22 protein-coding genes and 1 riboswitch are annotated in these 19,805 nt (G+C 58.9%); of the genes, 9 read left to right on the top strand and 13 right to left on the bottom strand.

Features of this window, described 5'->3' with window-relative positions; translation table 11 throughout:
* Window positions 1-36: 36 nt before the first annotated feature.
* The 3 genes from hydF to PLU72_09470 all read right to left on the bottom strand — a co-directional run bounded on the left by hydF (window position 37) and on the right by PLU72_09470 (window position 2,533).
* Entirely contained in the window at window positions 37-1,248 is a 1,212-nt protein-coding gene (gene hydF / locus PLU72_09480) for a [FeFe] hydrogenase H-cluster maturation GTPase HydF (protein ID HOT28409.1), read from the bottom strand.
* A gap of 59 nt (window positions 1,249-1,307) precedes the next feature.
* Window positions 1,308-1,946, bottom strand: coding sequence for a HEAT repeat domain-containing protein (locus tag PLU72_09475; GenBank protein ID HOT28408.1), 639 nt, complete (start codon window positions 1,944-1,946; stop codon window positions 1,308-1,310).
* Window positions 1,947-2,020: 74 nt separating this feature from the next.
* A complete protein-coding gene (locus PLU72_09470) occupies window positions 2,021-2,533 on the bottom strand; it encodes an MTH938/NDUFAF3 family protein (protein HOT28407.1) in 513 nt (170 codons plus the stop codon).
* Window positions 2,534-2,709: 176 nt separating this feature from the next.
* Here PLU72_09470 and PLU72_09465 point away from each other — a divergent pair, with 176 nt between their 5' ends.
* Together PLU72_09465 and PLU72_09460 are read left to right on the top strand one after the other, a co-directional pair.
* A complete protein-coding gene (locus tag PLU72_09465) occupies window positions 2,710-3,339 on the top strand; it encodes a 4Fe-4S binding protein (GenBank protein ID HOT28406.1) in 630 nt (209 codons plus the stop codon).
* A gap of 37 nt (window positions 3,340-3,376) precedes the next feature.
* The gene (locus PLU72_09460; GenBank protein ID HOT28405.1) at window positions 3,377-4,024 is read left to right on the top strand and encodes a hypothetical protein; all 648 of its coding nucleotides are present in this window, start codon (window positions 3,377-3,379) and stop codon (window positions 4,022-4,024) included.
* Here the strand turns inward: PLU72_09460 and PLU72_09455 are convergent, their stop codons facing one another.
* Complete coding sequence (locus PLU72_09455) at window positions 4,025-4,555, bottom strand: gamma carbonic anhydrase family protein (GenBank protein ID HOT28404.1); 531 nt, start codon at window positions 4,553-4,555, stop codon at window positions 4,025-4,027.
* Between PLU72_09455 and PLU72_09450 the strand changes: the two genes are divergently transcribed.
* Together PLU72_09450 and PLU72_09445 are read left to right on the top strand one after the other, a co-directional pair.
* Entirely contained in the window at window positions 4,554-5,147 is a 594-nt protein-coding gene (locus PLU72_09450; GenBank protein HOT28403.1) for a tetratricopeptide repeat protein, read from the top strand. The genes PLU72_09455 and PLU72_09450 overlap by 2 nt on opposite strands.
* Window positions 5,144-5,302, top strand: coding sequence for a hypothetical protein (locus tag PLU72_09445; protein HOT28402.1), 159 nt, complete (start codon window positions 5,144-5,146; stop codon window positions 5,300-5,302). The genes PLU72_09450 and PLU72_09445 overlap by 4 nt, the downstream gene beginning before the upstream one ends.
* A gap of 59 nt (window positions 5,303-5,361) precedes the next feature.
* Here the strand turns inward: PLU72_09445 and PLU72_09440 are convergent, their stop codons facing one another.
* The gene (locus PLU72_09440; protein ID HOT28401.1) at window positions 5,362-5,778 is read right to left on the bottom strand and encodes a hypothetical protein; all 417 of its coding nucleotides are present in this window, start codon (window positions 5,776-5,778) and stop codon (window positions 5,362-5,364) included.
* A gap of 154 nt (window positions 5,779-5,932) precedes the next feature.
* Between PLU72_09440 and PLU72_09435 the strand changes: the two genes are divergently transcribed.
* Entirely contained in the window at window positions 5,933-7,729 is a 1,797-nt protein-coding gene (locus tag PLU72_09435) for a tetratricopeptide repeat protein (GenBank protein ID HOT28400.1), read from the top strand.
* On the opposite strand, the gene mazG is transcribed toward PLU72_09435, so the two are convergent.
* The 3 genes from mazG to PLU72_09420 all read right to left on the bottom strand — a co-directional run bounded on the left by mazG (window position 7,730) and on the right by PLU72_09420 (window position 9,798).
* Complete coding sequence (mazG, locus tag PLU72_09430) at window positions 7,730-8,563, bottom strand: nucleoside triphosphate pyrophosphohydrolase (GenBank protein HOT28399.1); 834 nt, start codon at window positions 8,561-8,563, stop codon at window positions 7,730-7,732.
* A 35-nt stretch (window positions 8,564-8,598) separates the two neighbouring features.
* The gene (locus PLU72_09425; GenBank protein HOT28398.1) at window positions 8,599-9,192 is read right to left on the bottom strand and encodes a shikimate kinase; all 594 of its coding nucleotides are present in this window, start codon (window positions 9,190-9,192) and stop codon (window positions 8,599-8,601) included.
* A 69-nt stretch (window positions 9,193-9,261) separates the two neighbouring features.
* Window positions 9,262-9,798, bottom strand: a complete 537-nt coding sequence (locus PLU72_09420) for a hypothetical protein (protein ID HOT28397.1) — start codon at window positions 9,796-9,798, stop codon at window positions 9,262-9,264.
* Window positions 9,799-9,947: 149 nt separating this feature from the next.
* Between PLU72_09420 and PLU72_09415 the strand changes: the two genes are divergently transcribed.
* The gene (locus PLU72_09415) at window positions 9,948-10,508 is read left to right on the top strand and encodes a hypothetical protein (GenBank protein HOT28396.1); all 561 of its coding nucleotides are present in this window, start codon (window positions 9,948-9,950) and stop codon (window positions 10,506-10,508) included.
* A 526-nt stretch (window positions 10,509-11,034) separates the two neighbouring features.
* Here PLU72_09415 and PLU72_09410 read toward each other — a convergent pair.
* Window positions 11,035-11,706 carry a M23 family metallopeptidase gene (locus PLU72_09410; protein ID HOT28395.1) on the bottom strand — a complete coding sequence of 224 codons (672 nt, stop codon included), beginning with the start codon at window positions 11,704-11,706 and terminating at the stop codon, window positions 11,035-11,037.
* 47 nt (window positions 11,707-11,753) lie between these two features.
* Window positions 11,754-11,898: riboswitch (cyclic di-AMP (ydaO/yuaA leader) on the bottom strand.
* Between the two features lie 363 nt (window positions 11,899-12,261).
* Here PLU72_09410 and nifU point away from each other — a divergent pair.
* Both nifU and nifS read left to right on the top strand, forming a co-directional pair.
* On the top strand, window positions 12,262-13,122 hold the full coding sequence (nifU, locus tag PLU72_09405; GenBank protein HOT28394.1) for a Fe-S cluster assembly protein NifU: 861 nt from the start codon (window positions 12,262-12,264) through the stop codon (window positions 13,120-13,122).
* Between the two features lie 16 nt (window positions 13,123-13,138).
* Window positions 13,139-14,356: a cysteine desulfurase NifS gene (gene nifS, locus PLU72_09400; protein ID HOT28393.1), complete on the top strand. Its 1,218-nt coding sequence runs from the start codon at window positions 13,139-13,141 to the stop codon at window positions 14,354-14,356.
* 155 nt (window positions 14,357-14,511) lie between these two features.
* On the opposite strand, the gene PLU72_09395 is transcribed toward nifS, so the two are convergent.
* The 4 genes from PLU72_09395 to gltX form a co-directional block, all read right to left on the bottom strand.
* The gene (locus PLU72_09395; protein HOT28392.1) at window positions 14,512-15,417 is read right to left on the bottom strand and encodes a response regulator; all 906 of its coding nucleotides are present in this window, start codon (window positions 15,415-15,417) and stop codon (window positions 14,512-14,514) included.
* 143 nt (window positions 15,418-15,560) lie between these two features.
* The gene (gene coaD, locus PLU72_09390; protein ID HOT28391.1) at window positions 15,561-16,052 is read right to left on the bottom strand and encodes a pantetheine-phosphate adenylyltransferase; all 492 of its coding nucleotides are present in this window, start codon (window positions 16,050-16,052) and stop codon (window positions 15,561-15,563) included.
* Window positions 16,053-16,089: 37 nt separating this feature from the next.
* Window positions 16,090-16,719, bottom strand: a complete 630-nt coding sequence (locus PLU72_09385; protein ID HOT28390.1) for a Maf family protein — start codon at window positions 16,717-16,719, stop codon at window positions 16,090-16,092.
* Window positions 16,720-16,752: 33 nt separating this feature from the next.
* Window positions 16,753-18,204: a glutamate--tRNA ligase gene (gltX, locus tag PLU72_09380; GenBank protein HOT28389.1), complete on the bottom strand. Its 1,452-nt coding sequence runs from the start codon at window positions 18,202-18,204 to the stop codon at window positions 16,753-16,755.
* A gap of 189 nt (window positions 18,205-18,393) precedes the next feature.
* On the opposite strand from gltX, the gene PLU72_09375 reads away from it, so the two are divergent.
* Entirely contained in the window at window positions 18,394-19,704 is a 1,311-nt protein-coding gene (locus PLU72_09375) for a DUF2252 family protein (GenBank protein ID HOT28388.1), read from the top strand.
* Window positions 19,705-19,805 lie beyond the last annotated feature (101 nt).

Raw genomic sequence — 19,805 nt, 5'->3', positions numbered from 1 at the left:
GCGACTTCAAGACGGCCGGCGGCTCACTTCGGACGGTCACGCCCCGAGACGGAGGCCAAAAGGCCGGACGGCGTCATCCAGCACACCGTGGAGCCAGGCGATCAGGATGCCGTAGTTGGTGATCGGGACGCCAGCCTCCGCCACGGCCGACATCTGCGACAGGATGCCGCGCCTGTTCGCCATGCATCCGCCGCACTGGACGGCCAGGTCGAAGGATGTGAGGTCGGCCGGAAGGGCCGAGCCGCGGGCATACTCGAACTGGAGGGCCGGACCGAACTTTTCGCGCATCCAGCGCGGAATCTTCACCCGTCCGATGTCATCCGGCATCTGGTGGTGAGTGCAAGCTTCGACGATGAGAATTTTCGCGTCGGGCTTCAGCCGGTCAAGCACCCTGATGCCTTCGATATACGTCGCGAGATCGCCTTTGTATCTGGCGAACACGACGGAGAAGCTGGTGAACGGCGTTCCCTTTGGAATATCCTCGGAAACCTTTCTGAACACCTGGGAATCCGTGACGACGAGCGCCGGAGGCTTCGCCAGGCCGGCGATCGCGGCGCGAAGCTCGTGTTCCCGCGTGACGACGGAAACGCATCCGCCGTCGAGCAGATCACGAATCGCCTGGACCTGCGGAAGGATGATCCGCCCCTTGGGAGCGGCGGAATCGATCGGAACGACCAGGACGACGAAATCTCCGGGCTTCACAAGATCTGCGAGAATCGCTCCCGGCTCGAAATCCTTCAGTTTCTGCGTGATGTGCGTGCCGCGCAGGATATCGATTCCCAAGCCGGTTTTCGCGCTGACGGGCAACGGTGCTATGTCCATGCCCCGCAGTTGCTCCGCAAGAGCGCCCGGCACGGAACCGTCATCGCATTTGTTCACGATCACGATGCGCGGAGTTCCTGCCGCAGCCAGGGTGGCGAGGAGCTCCTTTTCGCATGCGTCGAGCGTCTCCGCCGGCTCGAGAACAACCAGGGCGAGGTCCGTCTTCTTCAGGACGGCTTTCGTGGCCTCGACCCTCATCGCGCCGAGTTCGCCAACGTCGTCGAGGCCGGCTGTGTCGATGAAAACGACGGGGCCAAGCGGCAGCACTTCCATGTTTTTGTAGACGGGATCCGTCGTCGTCCCCGCCACATCAGAAACGAGCGCGATCTTTTGCCCGGTCAGGGCATTGATGAGCGAGGACTTGCCGACATTCCGGCGACCGAAAAGTGCGATATGAGGGCGAATTCCGCGAGGCGTCGCATCCATGCCGATTCTCCAGTGCATCCCGCGATCGCGGGAGAGAGTTCAAGGTTCAGTCTCCGGGATCAGTAGAAATCTTCCGGCATGATGAACTTGTCGTTTTGAATTCGATATATCGTGTTTTCTATCGTTTTTTTCAGGGATTCATTCGTCGTCTGCCGCTGGAGCTCTTCGAGAACGGGAACAGCTTCCTTCGCCTGTCCGCCAAACATTCCCAGGGCTCTCACGATGGCCTCCTGTTCCAGCCCCGTCTTCGGAGTCGAACCGGAAGCGAGACTGGTGCTGTTCAGGACGGCGGCGGGCTCGGGCTGTTTCAGCTTTTCCAGCAGGGGGCCGATCGCCTTTGGGTCGTTGATTCTTCCGAGGGCAAGCGCAACCGAGGAGCGCATCGGCAGGATACCGTCACCGGTATCGATATCGTTCGGACCGTTTTTCAGGATCATGATGAGCGGATCGACGGCCTTGGCAGCCAACCCGCCCTTCCTACCGAGAAGCGTGGCCGCAGCGATCCTGCACTGCTCGTCGAAATGCCTGATGCTCCACGAGGCGAAGAACCCGAGTTCCTTTCCTTCGGCATCGAAAAACTGCGCTTCGCCTTTGACCTGGAGAATGAGCTTGTCAACTTCATCTTCCGCGAATACGGCCGATGAAAAAGACAGGAGAAGAATGACAATACCTAGGACAACATTGCGTTTGGCACTCATTCCCACATTGTTTCTCCTGTACGATCAGTATAATATGGTACGAATCTTTCAGGCAACTCAGCAAATCCCTTGCATCAGCAAGTCCCATGTGCGAGCAGAGCCGCCCGCCGTCCGGATTTGATATACGAATTGAAGATGCGACAGGCCTCGACGGTCGGCTTGGCGACGATTTCACGGATTCCGCGTTTCCGAAGTCGGTCCTGAAGATCCAACGGGCATTGCAAAGCCCCGTCAATCCCAAGACCGATGACGAGAACCTCGATATCCTTTTCCCAGACGCCGGTGATCATCTCTTCATCGAGAACGTGGCCTCTGCGGTCCGTCCAGAGGCTCGGCTCGTGAACGACGCATCGGATGTCCTTCTGAAACTCTTTTCCCGAGATTCTGAAGCACCCCCAGCGAACTTCTTCGATGATCCCGTTCTCGTCCTGAAGCAAGACCCCGGCTTTTCTCGAACGCCAGAGAAAATACAGTTTTCCAACGCTCCACCGAATGACCTTCCAGCCGATCCAGGACAGGATGATCCCTCCGATGAGGCAGATCGCCACCACTTCCAGGATCAACTCGTCGAGAATCCGACCTTCCATCGACACCTCCATTCACTTCATCGGCTGTTGTCATCCTCCACATGAGCACATCCTTCCTCCCGCACACCCATCGATGCCCCGCAGTGGCAGAGCGACCCGGGATATGATAGGTTCAACGGTGATGATGCATTCGCTTCCGCTCGAACGATGGCATTCTTTCGCAAAGGGACTGTCCGATGGCTGACGATTCGAACCGTCAAAGCCAGCCCGCTCCTCTGACCCGCGCCGAATTTCTTCGTCGCGGCATGACATCCGCCGCCGGTTTTCTGGGCACGATCCTCGATTCCCTTTTCGGCGAAAGCCTGGATGGGCTTGTCCGCATGTTTCCGACCTACGTCCGCCCGCCGGGAGCCGTCGCCGAGGGCGCGTTTCTCGAGACCTGCATCAGATGCGGCGCTTGCGCCACGGCCTGCAGATTTTTCGCGATCAAACGGGTTCTGACACCCGGCTCGTTCGACGAGGGGACCCCGTTCATGCTGCTTCGCGATACCTACTGCCGCCTGTGTGAAGACGCCCCCTGCATCGCCTCATGCCCGAGCGGCGCTCTTCGCGCGTCCTCTTCGGGCAGATTCGGACGCATCGGCCTTGCGAACGTTTCCGGGAAGTCCTGCCTCCGGGCGTCCGGGGAGTCCTGCACTCTTTGCCGCGACGCCTGCCCAAAACAATTCTCTGCAATATATTTCATGAAGAATACAGTCGAACCCATGGTAGACGCCGGCAGATGCGTCGGCTGCGGAGCGTGCGAAGCGGCCTGCATCGTCAGGCCCGAACCCGCCATCACGATCGATCCAGTGAAACGATCGTGAACCTCCGGCACCGCCGATCAACGTAGGAGACGCTGCAATGAACAAAGACGAACGCCACGACACCCGACACTGGACCGACAGGGAACTCGAGATCTTCCGGCCGCTGGCTACCCCCTTCGCAATCCAGGCCTTTCTTGACGAGATCCCCTACAGTGCCGATCCCATCTATCGTTGTCCCCGCAGCGTCATCCGCGACCGCAAGGCGCACTGTTTCGACGGGGCCCTTTTCGCGGCGGCCGCTCTGCGGCGTCTCGGCTACACGCCCTGCGTTCTCGACATGCTCGCCGAGCGTGACGACGACCACCTGCTGGCGCTTTTCAGGGAAGACGGTTTCTGGGGAGCGATCGCAAAATCGAATTTCGTCGGTCTCCGTTTCCGAGAGCCGATCTATAAAACCCTCCGCGAGCTCGTCATGTCATATTTCGAGGATTTCTACAATATCGAAGGGGAAAAGACTCTGCGCGGCTACACCCTGCCGCTCGATCTTTCCCGATTCGACCGGATCGACTGGATGATGCGGAATGAAGGACTCGATGAGATCGCCGACGCCCTCGATCGTCAGCGGAAATACGATCTCATTTCGAAAGCGCAGGCCGAACGGCTGCAGAAAATGGACGAGCGAAGCTATCGCGCCGGCATGCTCGGCGTGAACCCCGACGGGCTGTGGCGGCCCGACAAAGCCTGATCAGGACGAGCGGCGAAACTCGTTTCCCAGCTCCGCATATCTGACGGCGTGCGCGGCCAATCCCGCGATTTTTTCTGGCGTCAGCGTCGCCTTGACCACCGCGGGCATCCCGGCGACAAGCGAGTTCGGGGGAACGACCATCCCCTCTTTCACCACCGCGCCGGCCGCGACGATGCAGTTTTCGCCGATCTTTGCCCTGCTGAGGACGACGGCCCCCATCCCGATCAGACAGTTGTCGCCGATGCGGCAGGCATGGATGATCGCGCCGTGTCCGACCGTGACGCGGTCTCCGATGACCGTTCCACCGTCGTCACCGCCCCGTCTTCTGTCGTCGACGTGGACGATGGCGTTGTCCTGAATGTTCGTGTCGGCGCCGATCCGAATGCTGTTGATATCGCCGCGCAGAACGACGCCGTACCAGATGCTCGATCCCGCGCCGATCTCGACGTCTCCGATGACAGCCGCGGTTTCGGCGACGAACGCAGATTCGTGGACGCGGGGAAACTTGTTTTGAAACGGTCTGATCAACATGATTGCTCCTCCTGCTCGATGGCTTGAACGATGTCTCATTTCCAGCCGAATTTTCACCCGTCCGGTCACCGGGTATCATTTTTTCTGGACTCATTCCCATCCATTTCTTGATCGCCTCGAATGGCGTATTTTACGCTTCAGACTTGATTCTGCGACCGTTTTGTGGTATATTATATCAGCTTCGGTTAACGCAGGGACATGCCGATACTCAGCATGGAGCATATCCATGGAAGAATCGGAACGAACATCTCGAGGGCTGATCAAGTTTCAGCAGGGCGTCGACCTCGATGCTGAGGGTAAAACCGCCGAAGCGATCGAGTCGTATCGCGAGGCGGTTCAGATATGTCCCGATATGCCGCAGGCGTATTTCAATCTTGGGGTTGATCTGGCGATGCAGGGACAAAACGATCAGGCGATCCGCGCCTGGGCAAGGGCCGTCTGGCTCAACGGGAATTATCGCCATGAACTGATGACCGCCCTCGACATCGACCACGAAATTCGTGAAACCGAGATCATGCCGTGCGCAGACGCCGTTCCGGCGCAACCTGCCCATGCAACGGATGACCGGACTGCTTCAAGGAGGCTCATATGAAATACTGCTGGGATGTCTACAACAAGTCGGAATGCGATGCGTGCCCCTATTACAAATCCTTCACCGACGGCACGCTCGACCTGGAAAAAGACGCCAACGCCCGCGACGTCGTCGTCGTGCCGGAAGCAACGGCATCCGAACCTCCGGCGAACTGATTTCCCGCACCGAAACCCCACAAACCCCGCCTTTCGGCGGGGTTTGTGCTCTTCCGTCATCAATGCTCTTCGGCTGATGGCCTTCGCATGCGATAGGGCCTGAAGATGCGATCGAACATCGAGAACTTCCCGAACCAGGCCTCGTCGAGTTGGGGAGCTGCGGGTTTCCACACGTCAAGTCTCGCGACGGGGGCCGCCAGCAACGCGACCTCCTGGGTATAGGCGAGCATCGCCTGTTTCTGGCTCTCGATCACGGATTCCAGGCCGCGCATGCGCGTTTCCATCGCCTCCATCTTCCGGGCGATGTTCGTGAGAAGGGCCTGATTCGCCGCAAGCACCTGCGCGATGTCGATGGCGATATCCTGCCCCCCCGCCTGGATCGTCTGCAACGCGCCGGCCGATTCCGCCGCGACCGAGCTGACTTCGTCGTCTCTGGCGTTTCCCGGGGTCTCATTGACCCTTATTTCAAGCTTCATCGATGACACCTCCGGAACATGGTCATTCTCCGATGCGAATCGTCTTCGCCATCGTCCACTCTTATCGGACGGTATCGCCGTTTTTTCAAGTCATTCGATGAGACGCCGTCGCCGTCAGGTTGCCACCCAGGGGGCATCATGCTATTTTTGTTCCATGGATTCGCTGAAACTTCCTTTGATCCTCCTGGTCCTCATCGCCGCGCTTACGGCGTTTTTTTTCACCCAACCCAAGGGCCAGCAGCAAAAACCGGGAAGAGCCACGGCCGACTCCCGGTCGCCGCAGAAAACCGAAGATCTCGTCAGAAAGGCGGAAGCGGCCCTGGACAGGAACGCTTTTGAAGAAGTCGTGGCGATTCTCGAACCGGTCTCCTCGAACGAAGATCCCGCCGTGCAGTCTCTGCTCGGGTATGCCCATGCCGGTCTGAAGAACTTCGACGCGGCCGTCTCGGCGTTCGAAAAGGCTCTCGAGAAAAAGCGCGACATCCGTTTTGGATACGCTCTCGCCTACACCCTCGAGTCGATGGGCGCTCCCGAACGCGCCGCAACGCTCTACAGGGACCTCACCACCGCGCCGCTTCCGAAACAGCTGTTGCTGAAAGTCCACCAGGGTCTCGCGCGCTGCTCGCTCGTCGTGAACGATCCGAAGACCGCCCTCGATTCTTACAAATACATCATTCAGGAAGACGCGACGAAGCTCGAGCCCTTTATCGGCATCCTGAAGCTGATGAAAGCCGCAGGAACATCAAAGGGGCTCGACAAAATTCGCGAACGCGGCGACCTGCTCCACTCCAAGAACTATAGCTATTGTTATTGGATCGGCTCCGTCCATTTCGAGGCGGGCGAGTATGACAAGGCGCTCGAGATGTTTCGCGCCTGCGTCAAACTCGATCAGAGCAATTCCTCACCGTATTATTACATCTATAGAATTCTCAGGAAGTCCGGCAAAACGACGGAAGCCCTGCAGGAGCTCGAACGGTTTCATGCCCTGAATCCCAATTTGCCGTATATCTTCTTCGAAGCAGCCATCGACGCAAAGGCGGCGAACCGCCCGGACATCGCCTTCAAGTTTCTGCGCACCGCCTTCACGATGGATCGGGGACTCCTCGGGCGCGACGATCAGGGAACAATCGCGGCCGTCGAAAAATTCGTGAAGACGCGAGGGACCGCCGAGGAGAAGGCGTTCCTCAAGCCCTTTCTCGCATTCATCAACAGCGAGTTTTCGGACGCTTCCCGGCAAATGCGGACGCTTCTCCCATCGCTCAAAACCCCCCTCCTGCGTGCCGACGCCGAACGGCTGATCGCCGAAGCGGACGTCGTTCTGAAGCGCGAATCCGCCTACAACGCCTATCTCGCGAAAGCCAACGCGGATCGCAACGCCGCGATCGCCGCCCTCCGGCACCAACTCGAGAGCAGGCGCACGACGGCGTCCGAAGATCCCGGCTCACGGCTCGACGATATCAAGCGGGCCGCCCTCAACAATCCCCGCGATGCGAAACTCCAGTATGCCACCGCGCTCAAGCTCGCCCGGGCCGGCGATATCCCTGGCGCGAAGCTGTTTCTCAACGAAACGCTCAGGGCCAATCCCGGGATCAGCGAAGCCCATTACTCGCTCGCCAAAGTTCTCCATTTCGAAGGGAACCACGCCGACGCCGTCGCCCAGCTGCAGCAGGCCATTCGCATCAAGCCCGCCGACAGCCAGTCCCGGTCCCTGCTCGCCGCGATTCTCCTCGAGGACGGCGAGACCGACAAGGCGGAACAGGAGGCCAGGTCGTCGCTTTTGAACAACCCGAACAACGGCGAGGCCCGCCTGGTGTTGGCACAAGCCCTCGCGAAATCCGACAGGCGGGAAAACGCCCTCGAGGAAATCGCCATCGGGCTCGCGCTTGAAACCGATCCGGAACGGCGAACACGCTTCGTCGAGCTTCAGAAGTCGCTCAGGGAAGGACGCTGATCAACGGGCCGGCCGCCGTGTTTTGCTTTCGAGCTCCTTCACCCTGTTCCACCACGTATCCAGTTCGGAAATCGACTTTCCCTTGAACCCGCCCTCGGCTTCGGCAATTTCCTCGACGCGGCCGAACCTGCGGACGAACTTGCCCGTCGATCGTCGTAACGCCTCTTCGGGATCAACGCCAAGCAGCCTTGCGGCGTTGACGATCGAAAAGAGGAGATCACCGAGTTCGTCCTCGGCGGCATCGACATCTTCCTCGGTGAGCGTGCCGGCCAGTTCCTTCGCTTCCTCCGCAATCTTGTCGACGGCGCCGCGCGCTTCGGGAAAATCGAATCCGACCGTCGCCGCTTCGGCCTGGATGTGAAACGCCGCCTTGAGGGGAGAGGCAAACGCCTCGACTTCCTGCATGCGGGATGAAATACGGGCTTTTCGAGCCTTTTCGTCGGTCTTGAGTTTTCCCCAGATGTCGACGACCTGTTCCGGCGTCAGTTTCTCGCCGTCCGGCGTTGCAAACACGTGAGGGTGACGGCTGATGAGTTTTTCGCAGATGCCCTTCATCACTTCCGTCATCGTGAAGGTACCGGCTTCGGCGGCCACCTGGGCATGGAACGCGATCATCATCGCGAGGTCTCCGAGTTCTTCGCAGAGATGCAGCGGGTCTCCCTTGTCGATCGCCTCCGCAACCTCGTTCGCCTCTTCGAGAACGTATTTCCGGAGGCTTGCGTGGTCCTGTTTCCGGTCCCAGGCGCAGCCGTCGGGGGCCCGGAGGCGGACCATGATCTCGAGCAACCGCCGGAACTGAACCGGCGCTTCGTCAAGGAATGAGTTCCGTGGCATTCTTCCCATCCTCGGTTCGTTTGAGTCTGGATGTTTTACCTTTTCCCACGGCGGATTTCAAGTATCTCGCGTTCGTCCCCGCGAATGCCTGCCAACGTCCATTTTTTCAGGGATTCGAGTCGGAAAAGGATATTCTCGGCAATCTGGACCGGCGTCCCACGCGCCGGGACCGTCAGCAAGGCGCATTCGCGGTACAGGTCGGCGCGCTGCGCATGGAGATGCGCCAAATCCTCGCGGGTCTTCCCGTCCGCGACCGGCCGGTGGGAGCGCTCATGTTCTATACGCATCCATATAGAATCGAATGGGGGATCGACGAAGACCGTGACGGCCTTTTCGCGGAGGAGATCACGGTTCGACCTTCGCAGGACGATTCCTCCTCCCGCAGCGATTACGGCAGGCGGACGGATGGCAGCGACGGAGGCGAGAATGGCTCCCTCGATTTCGCGAAACGCCGTTTCCCCGCTTTCTGCGAAGATATTCGCGATGGTCCTCCCGGTGGAGGCCACCACTTCGTCATCGATATCGTAGAACGGCCTTTGAAGGGCTTCGGCAAGGCATCTCCCGATGGTCGTCTTTCCGGCGCCCATGAAGCCGATGAGAACGAGGGGGAGATCCGGGCGTATCGTCATGAGATGCTCTGAAAAACACACCCCGGGGATTCCGTTGCGGAACGCCCGGGGTGACGATTCACGTGCGTATCAGTTGGTCGTGGGAAGTCCGATGCCGCTGACACCGGACGGCGAGTCGATCTGTCCGCCCGTTCCGACCGGAATTTCGGAGGGACGCGACGGCTGAGGGGTGCCGATCTGGTTGCCGTATCCCGTTCCGTAGCCGTAGCCCGAGCCGGTGCCGGTTTCGGCGCCGAGGACGCCCCGGATGATGCCGATGAGCTGGTTGATTCGCATCCCGGCGGCCGGAACGTCGTTCATGACGACGTAGAACTTGATCTTGCCGATGCGCGTGCCGATTTCGGTGATAAGGGTCGAGTAGGCAGGATCGAGCGGGGTGCGCCGGAGAGCCGACTGGGCGTTGTTGAGATGGCCAACGGCGGTGATCGTGTCGGAAATCCCCGTCGTGAGAGAGCGGCCGCACATGTCAAGGTCTGAAAGAACCATTGTCAGCAGGCTCACCATCACCTGGTCGGTCGGGTTCACCTTGATTCCGCTCCAATTCTGGGCATGGGACGGAACGGCGATCAACACGGCGAGAACGAGAGCGACGAAGATTCGTTTCATTTGGCATTTCCTCCGTTCGGGTCATACTAACGGTCACAGTGATAATACTTCTATTCTACCAGAATATTCATGTGTCAGGAAGAATTTCTCTTCAAAATTCCCTGGGATTTTATTCAATTCATCCCGCGCGGCGTGGTATGATTTGCCGCATGCAGAGATTCACCGACGCCGAAACTTGTTTGCGGATTCGTCAGGGAGGCGGCCTGTCGGCGCGAGCGGGGAAAATCCGTGTTCAGTTGATCGCGATGATGCTTCTGGGCATCGCGATATCGATGTTCATTTCCGCCGGAAAATCTCTCAGCAGGGAATTCGTCGGCCTGGTCACGGACACTCGCGAAGAGGAGGGGCTCCGCTCCGCCTACTGGCTCGATCTTGCCGTTACGGACGGACTTTCCGGCGAGGAAGCTTCGAAAGCCTTTCTCAAGGCTGTCCGCGGGACGCACCCGACCAGGCGCGTCGGCGTCTCGTCCATTGTGTTCGGCCAGGCGAAACCGCTGTACCGGGTTTCGAAAGAGGCCTGGTCTCCCTTCATCTATATCGAGGAAGAGCGACATATCGATCTCGGTATAAAATGGCTTATTTGGGGAATCATCGGCGTCTGCGCCGCCCTCATCATTCACGGCAAGACGCACGACAGGGTTGTATTTCCGCTCTCCTCGCTGGCGGATGACGATGAGAACGAAGAAGACGAACCCCACTCGCCGGAATAACCTCTGAGTTCCGTTCCAGGCGCCTGATGAATTTTCGCGCACACGCTTGCCGAGTTTTCATGATGATCAGTTTCGGCACATGGAGATGCTCATTTTCAGAACAGCTGGGTTTCGGGCCGCCCCTATCGCTCGAAAGGGGATTTTTTCAGCGTTGATCGGCGTTTCAAGGGTTGGACAGCGGACCCCGAAGGTGGGCTCAGGCTCTGAGTTCGCTTGTGGCATGCATTTTGCTGTATTAGAATCAACGAGGTACAGCGATGCATACGAATAACATTCTTGCAACTTATCAGGACTACGTATTAGTCCGGGTGGACCCGAAGACGAATCTCCAAGTCTGGGTCAAGCTGCCTCCGAAAGGGCGATGAAAAGCCCTTCCTGATTTCTCAGATGCACTCTCTGTGAATGCCGGCGTCTCGCCGGCATTCTTTTTTCCCCAAAGCTGCAAACCGCTCCTCCGCACGAAACGACGGGAACGCGCGCGAAAAAGACTTGCGAAAGCCGCACATCGTGCGGCTTTCGCACATTCTTACGCTCTGCGGAAGAAGCTCAACGGATCAAGGAGAACGGATCCGCGCATGATTTCAAAATGGAGGTGCGAGCCGGTTGTGACTCCCGTCGATCCGACGAGTCCGATGGGAGAGCCAGGCTGGACCATCGTTCCGACGCGTACCTGGAGTTTCGAGCAGTGTGCATAGACACTCCTGAACCCGCTTCCATGCTCGATCTCGACCATCAGGCCGTAACCGCGCTTCCATCCGGCGTAGACGATGCGGCCAGCCGCGGCGGCCATGATCGGCGTTCCGCGGCGTGCGCGAATGTCGATTCCGGTGTGGAAATGCGTCACCCGGCGGAACGGATGCGCCCGGCGGCCGAAGCGCGAGCTGATCTCACCGGATACCGGCATCAGGAAGGAACCATTGAAAGATTTGAGCGCCACGGTCGAGGCGGGCTGGTCTTTCCAACGGGACTCGACAGGGGTCGGCTCCTTTTCGGACTTGATCGCAAAGGTCTGCACGAGACCGCGAGAGGATGACACCGGATCGAGATTGCCGAAGAACGGAGCGATTTCGGAAACGGCAGGCGCCTGCCGCTTCGCCGGGGTTTTCTGCTTCGGAGCCTCGAGAGCCGCGAAGAGGGTGGCGGGAAGCAGGCACAACAAGGCCAGCACCCCCACTTTGGTGACAGAATCGTAACGCATTCAGTATCTCATCGTCCCGCCCTGCCGGCGCAGTCGCCGACCGACGATGTTCCTCCTTCCTGTTGCCTGCGAGGTTAGCTGACGGGTTCGGAGTCTGGAAGGCCCCCTACCCTGATGAAAATCAGGGATTCACCCCAAGGAACCTGGGTCCCCCGCTCATGATGGGCAATCATGATTCGGCACGTTAGATGCAAGCACTTTATAGAAGATCGGATCGTCTGTCAAGATCCTTTTTTGAAAAAACTCGCCAATTGCTCTAAAAAGGGCATTAGCCCGAATGTTTCAAAGGCGCATGACCCGATCGTGCAATTTCGCAAGAATAATCGATTTTTCGCACACATCCGCCTAACACACCACGGCTGCATCGTCTCGATTATTCGGCGGACCCCCGCATTTTCGCGGCATCTTCCCTTCGCCCGTTCACGAAGCATCCTGCCATCGATGGCCATGCAATTTTCCCGAATCGATGGATAGAGTGATGAAAGCAGATCATGGGAAAGAAGGCCTGTTTATGGTATCATTGATCGCCAATTCTGCTCCAACGGGAGAGATATCATGTGGAATTACACCAACTCCGTCATTGATCATTTCACGAATCCGAGGAACGTCGGTGAAATCCCCGATGCCAACGCCATCGGACAGGTCGGGTCGCTCGCCTGCGGCGATGCCCTGAAACTCTATATGAAGATCGACCCTGCCAACGAACGGATTCTCGACGCGAAGTTCCAGACCTTCGGCTGCGCCAGCGCCATCGCGAGCGCTTCCGCTCTCACCGAGATGATCAAGGGGAAAACGGTCGCGGAAGCTCTCGCCATCACGAACGACGATATCGCAAAGTTCCTCGGCGGTCTTCCCGAGCAGAAGATGCATTGTTCCGTCATGGGTAAGGAGGCTCTCGAAGCGGCGGTCGCCCATTACCGGGGCGAAAAGACCGTCGAGCATGAGGAAGAGGAGTCGCAGGTCATCTGCAAATGCTTCTGGGTGACCGAAAGTAAAATCCGCGATGTCATCTCCGAAAATCACCTGACGACGGTCGAGCAGGTCACGAACTACACCAAGGCGGGCGGCGGCTGCGGCGGCTGTCTGCCCGACATCAGGCGCATCCTCGACGAGATGGTCGCGGCGAGAGCCCCCAAACCGGCCGTCGTCGCCGAAACCGGGTCGGCTCCGAAGAAACTCACGAACATCCAGCGCATGCAGTTGATCGCGAACGTGATCGAAAGCGAGATCGCCCCGCATTTGCGCGCCGACGGCGGCGGCATCGAACTGATCGACATCGACGGCATGACCGTCACCGTCAAGCTCCAGGGGGCCTGCGCCCACTGCGTCAGCTCGACCGCCACGCTGCAGTTCATGGTCCAGGACACGCTCCGCCGCCGGGTCGCACCGGAGATCGTCGTCGTCCAGCAGGAATAAGAAGGAGGGAGCCCCCATGACAACTCCCGCTCGAACCGTCTACGTCGACAACAACGCCACGACGAGCGTCGCCCCGGAAGTTTTCGAGGCGATGATCCCCTTTTTCAAGGATCTTTACGGAAACGCCAGCTCGATGCATATCTTCGGCGGCCAGGTGGCCCGACACCTCGACGAGGCCCGCGGAAAAGTCGCCGCGCTTCTCAACGCCCAGCCGGAAGAGATCGTTTTCACGTCCTGCGGCACCGAGTCGGACAACCACGCCATCCGCGGCGTTTGCGAGGCCCATCCGGAAAAGCGCCACATCATCACGACGAAGGTCGAGCATCCCGCCGTGCTGAACGTCTGTCGGTATATGGCGAAAAAAGGGTACCGCCTCACCGAACTTCCCGTCGACAAGCAGGGCAACCTCGACCTCGACGAGCTGGCCGCGGCGATCACTCCAGAAACGGCGATCGTCAGCATCATGGCCGCCAACAACGAAACCGGCACCCTGTTCCCGATCGACAGGATCGCCGAGATTTGCGCCGAGAAGGGCGTCATCTTCCACACCGACGCCGTCCAGGCGGCCGGAAAAATACCGCTCGATATGAAAAAGATGCCCGTGAGTCTGCTCTCGATATCGGGCCACAAGCTGCACGCGCCGAAGGGAATCGGCGTGCTGTTCATCCGGCGCGGCACACGTATTTCGCCGTTCATGCTCGGCGGCCACCAGGAACGGAACAGGCGTGCGGGAACCGAAAACGCCCCGTATATCGTCGGCCTGGGCAAAGCCTGCGAGATCGCCATGAACGCGATGTTCGAAGAGAACAATCGCGTCCGTCAGCTCCGCGACCGTCTCGAGAGAGGCTTGTTCGAGCGGATCCCCTACTCGCACATCAACGGAAATCCCCAGTGGCGTCTTCCCAACACGACCAACATCGGCTTCGAATTCATCGAGGGCGAAGCGATTCTGCTGCACCTGAGCGCCGCCGGCATCGCCGCCAGTTCGGGCTCGGCCTGCACCAGCGGCAGTCTCGAACCATCGCACGTCCTGATGGCGATGCAGGTGCCGTTCACGTATGCCCACGGCTCGGTTCGCTTTTCGCTTTCGCGGTTCAACACGGACGCCGATGTCGATCACGTGCTGAATGTACTGCCCGATATTGTATCGAAACTGCGATCGATGTCCCCGTTCTACGCCGACAAGCTCAAGGAACTGGGCAGGCGCGAACAGGCCGCGCAAGGGCCCGTCTGAACCGCGCCACCTATCGAGACCCGCAGAGTAATACCGGCCCGTTCGTGCCGTGCCTGTCGAAGAACGTACAGTGTTCGCGCTTCGACAGGCTCTTCACGAGCGAAAACGCGACATAGGCTCTTCTTCGGGAATCCGGAAAGACAGGCCGGCGTTCTTCAGGGTTTCTGCGGCGCGCGGGGGAGAAGCTTCCGAACCCGCACCGAGTTGCCTTTTCCCAGGAATTCCAGTTCCTCGAAGCTGAGGCGGGCGAGGAAGATACCGCGGCCGTTCGGCTGAGCCAGGTTTTCGGGATCGAGCGGGTTCGGCAGGGTCGTGAAATCGAAGCCCAGTCCTTCGTCCGTAATCGTCCATTCGCAGGCTTCCGAGTTCATGACGAAATCGATCGTCACACGCCGGCGCGCGAACTCGTCGTTCCGCAATCGTTCTTCCCGGAGGTTGTCGATCCCCTCGAGGCTTTCTTCCATCGCGGACTGCTTTTCTTCGCAGGTGATATTCAGGTTGCCGTGCTCGACGGCGTTCGCGAGCAACTCGACCAGGGCGATCTTGAGCCCGAGGCGCTGATCGTGCGGGATCGCATCGCAAGTCTCCATCAGGAGGCGCTGGGCGACCATCGGAATCATTTCCATCCGGTTGTCAATCCGCATCGTGCTCGACCGTCGCACGCAGTAGTTGAGCGTTTCGCTCAGGCGCGTCCGCGATTCGACGATGCCGGCATACTTGTCGAGCAGGGGAAACAGGATGCTCGGCTCGATGGGCTTCTTGATGAAATCGTTTGCCCGCAGACGGAGGGCTTCGAGAGTGAATTCTTCCTTGCCGAGGCCGGTCGTCATGACGACGAGGGTCTCCTGATCGAGCTGGCGAATCTCGGAGAGAAATTTCAGCCCGTCCATTTGGGGCATGATGATGTCCGAGATGACGAGGTCGGGAGTTTCTTTCTTGAAAAGGTCGAGCGCTTCCTTGCCGTCCGAGGCAAGAATAACCTCGTGTCCCCGCATGGTAACCAGTTCCCGCAGGATCTCCCGCAGCATCGGTTCGTCGTCTGCAATCAGAACTTTCATCATGCCTCTTCTCGTGTTATCGGCGTTTCAAAGGATCGAACGATATGACGGTTTCGCAAACAGCCTGCCGGAAGATACCCCTTCATGAATTTATCACAGAACCACCCTGTTGTAAAAAAAGCTTTACCGGCACATCGAAGTTTTCGTCACTCGACGGATGCGGCCGAAAAACGGCGTTTCAGAAAGGTTTCGACCGCCGGCGGAACCATCGTCGAAACATCGCCCCCATACTTCGCGACTTCCTTGACGATACTCGAACTGAGGAAGGAATACTGGGTCGACGACATCAGGAACACCGTTTCCAGGTCGGGGGCGAGCTGTTTGTTGACCGAAAAGATCTGGAGTTCGTATTCGTAATCGGAAACGGCACGCAGGCCCCTGATGACGGCGCATGCGCCAACCTGGCGGCAGAAATCGACGAGAAGGCCGTCGAAGTGGATGGCGCGAACGTTCTCGCTCTCCTTCAGCACCTCGCCGATCATCTCCACGCGCTGTTCGGGGGGGAAAAGGCAGCGTTTCGAGGGATGGACCAGCACGCCCACGATCACGTGGTCGAACACTTTCGCCGCGCGGTTCAAAATGTCGAGGTGACCGTTCGTAAACGGGTCGAAACTTCCGGGGTAAACGGCTATGCGCATGGGTGCGACCTCCGGCATCCCGTCATCGGCGGATGCGTCATGATGCCGTTTCCGCCCTGTTCACGTAGTCCATAATATCTATACCGATATATTTCAACAAGTTTCCGAACGCCACGACGGGGAATCCGACGACGTTGTAGTAACAGCCCTCGATGCGCTCGACGAACAGCGACGCCAGTCCCTGGACCGCATACGCGCCAGCCTTGTCGTAGGGTTCGGGCGTGTCGATATAGTCGGTGATCTCGCGCTCACGGAGCTGTTTGAACACGACGTTGGTCGATTCGGCGTGCGTCACGGTGCGATCGTTTTTCGGGTCTACGAGGGAGATTCCCGTGATGACCCGGTGCGTTCTTCCGGACAGCATCTCGAGCATGCGGCGGGCGTCGTCGCGATCGCGGGGCTTGCCGAGCACGTGCTCGTCGAGCACCACGATCGTGTCGGCTCCGATCACGATCCCTTCGTCGAGGCCCGCGGCGGCGTGGACCGCCTTCAGGCCGGCGAGGCGCGCGGCCTGCTCGTTCGGCACAAGGCCGACGACGTCCCTCGTCGTCTCGTGATACGGAGACGTCCTGAGCTTGAACGGGATGCCCAGGTCGGCAAGGATCTCGCGCCGGCGGGGCGACTGGGAGGCGAGATAGAGGGTCGGAAGTTTTTGGCGGGCGTTCATCGCGTGCTCCTCACGGCTATGCCGAGTCTTCCATCAGAGCCGCGCCACGAAAGCGTTCAGGCGCTTCATGCTCGAAGGCTTCCCGAGAACGGTCATGCTCTCGAACAGTCCGGGCGTCGCCGTCCGGCCGCTGAGACCCAACCTGCAGAGGTGGATAATATCACCGACTTTACGTCCCTTTTCCTCTGCAAAGCCGCGAATGAGGGCCTCGAGCGGCGCTTCAAAAAAATCCGCCTGCGCTTCGAGTCGCGTGATCAACTCGGCGAGCAGCGCCTTTCCATCGGGAATCTTGGCGGCCTTTTCCATGCCTTTCGCATCGAATTCGACGGGCTCGGCGAAGAACCAGCCGATCTGTGCCTCGATCTCGTTGAAGGTTTTCATGCGTTCGCGATACAGGCCGACCATCTTCTCGAGACGCGCGGTGTCGTATTCGCCGGGAAAACCGGGGAGCTTTTCGAGCCAGGGCCGGCAGCGGTCGAGCACCGTCGCGCCGTCCATCTTCTTGATGTATTCGGCGTTGAACCAGGCGAGCTTCTCCATGTTGAAGATGGCGCCGTGGGAACTGACCCGCTCGAGCGAGAACAGATCAAACATCTCACGCTGCGTCAGCACTTCCGCCCCGGTCTCGGGCGACCAGCCGAGAAGGGCGAGGAAGTTGCGGAACGCCTCGGGCTCAAAGCCCATGTCCTTGTATTCGATGACTGAGGTCGCCCCGTGCCGTTTGCTGAGCCGCGACCGGTCGGAACCGAGGATCATCGGGATGTGGGAGAATTGGGGAACCGGGTAGCCGAGCGCCTTGTAGAGTAGGATCTGCTTGGGCGTGTTCGAGATGTGATCCTCGCCGCGGATCACGTGAGTAATCTTCATCAGCGAGTCGTCGACGACGACGGCGAAGTTGTAGGTCGGAAAACCGTCGGATTTCACGACAACCAGGTCGTCGAGCAAATGCGAGCCGAACGATAACTCGCCTTTGGTCAGGTCGTTCCAGGCGACGTTCTCGCCGGCGGCGACGCGGAGCCGCAGGGTAAACTTTTCGCCTGCCGCGATGCGCTTCTCGACCTCTTCACGCGAAAGCTGCGAGCATCGGCCGTCGTATTTCGGGTCCTCCTTGCGAGCCATCTGTTCTTCGCGCATTGCCGAGAGGATCTCGGGCGAGCAGAAACAGTGGTACACCTTTCCTTCGCGCAGGAGTTGTTCGACGGCCGCGCGATACAGATGGAGCCGCTGAGTCTGGAAATAGGGGCCGTGGCCGCCGTCCTTGTCTGGTCCCTCGTCCCAGTCGATGCCCAGCCAGCGAAGACCGTCGAGGATCGCCTGGGTATAGACATCCTTCGAGCGCTCCGCATCGGTGTCTTCGATTCGCAGGATGAACGTGCCGCCGTTGTGACGGGCGAACAGCCAGTTGAAGAGAGCGGTGCGAGCGCCTCCGACGTGGAGGTGGCCGGTCGGCGACGGGGCGAATCGGACGCGGACGGGTGCGGTCATGCGATATCTCCTGTTCCTGAGGGCAACGGTGCGAAATGGGGACTGACGGAGGCGGAATCATACCTCAACTCGCCCTCTTGAGCAATGCCCCGTCGTACAAACCATCCCGGCCGCGGACGAAGCGGAATTTGACAATCGATTCGGAACATTTCTACCATATCCCCATTCCCCGAAAAGAAAGGTTCACCCATGCTTCTTCGCCCATTCAACTGGATTTCAGGAATCTTCATCGCGGCATTTCTTCTTTCTCCCATTGTCGCAGACGCCCGCCAGTTCGGATTAAAAGACGTCGTGCCGGAAATTCTGTCGTTCAATGCCGCGGTGAAAAACGAGCGGCCGGATCTCTACCGGCTGAAGCTCCGAACCATGCTGGCAGACCCGTTTTCGTTCCTTCGGGCCACGGCGCATGTGATGTATCGCGATATCGAACAGAGCCCGGAACTCGAATTTTTGTCAACCTCGCCTCAGGGGCTGGCTGGCGGAGATATGCACGTCCACAATTTCGGAGTGCTGTATTTTCCCGGAAAAACCCCGTCTTACTCCCCGGAAGATCTCGACGAAGCCAGGACGGCGCCGCTTTCCTACGATCTTTTCCGATTGTGCGTCAGCTTGGCGGTCGCGTTCGAACAATTCGACCAGGGCACGTTGAAAGGGATTCTCGTTTCGACGATCGACGGGTATCGGGAAGGACTCGCCCATGCCAACGCCCCCGACTGGCCGGATCTTTCCTTCCCACCGAAGCTCAGGCATTTTCTCAAAAAGGTCGCGGCAACCGACAAAACCGCGATCCTTTCAAAATACACGGTCGCGCAGATTCCGAACCGATTCAAAAAGAAAGATACGTTCCTGAAGTTGTCCCCGCAGGAAAGCGATGACGTGAAATCGGCATTGATGCCGTTTCTTCTTGCGAAGGTTCGTGAAAACCACCTGCCGAAAGACAACGCAACCATACTGGACATCATCGCCCGCGAGGACAAAGGGCTTTCGAGCATCGGGCTGAAACGCTATCAGGTTCTCATCGAAGGGCGCGCCGGTGCGTGGGAAGACAACAGAATCATCGAAGTCAAGGAAATGCGGCCCTCCTGCGTCAAGCCGACGAGCCTCGCAGACCAGCAGAAATACACCATCACCGCACTCATGCGGGCACACCGGGACAGAGACGTGTTTCTCGGCGTCGTTGGAATTCACGGGCGCCCCTATCTCGTGAGACAACTCTTTAGCTGGAGCGACCGCTTCGACGCCTCCGAATGGGGCGAACGCGACACCGTGGCAACCATGGGGCGGGCACTGGGAGCCATACTGGCTGATTTCCATGCACCCTCAAAGGTTTCGACAGCGATGTCCGGCTGGCTGAAAGACAACATCGACGCGACGGTGACTCAATCTCTTCGCTATGCCCTCCAGGTCCGTGAAGACTGGGGAACCGCGAAACGCTCGCTGGACAGGAACGCGAAGAGCGACGTCGGCAAACGCCATACGGGGTCGTCCCCAAGCAATTGATACAGATACTCCTCGTATTACAAACAACACGACAATCACTACTACATCGTCGCAAAAGGAACACGACACTCATCCCGTATACTCGCATACTCGATGCCGTT

The organism is Candidatus Ozemobacteraceae bacterium, assembly GCA_035373905.1.
Lineage (GTDB): Bacteria > Muiribacteriota > Ozemobacteria > Ozemobacterales > Ozemobacteraceae > MWAR01.
Note: the sequence above shows the minus strand (reverse complement) of the source record. Positions and strands in the feature narration are given on the sequence as shown.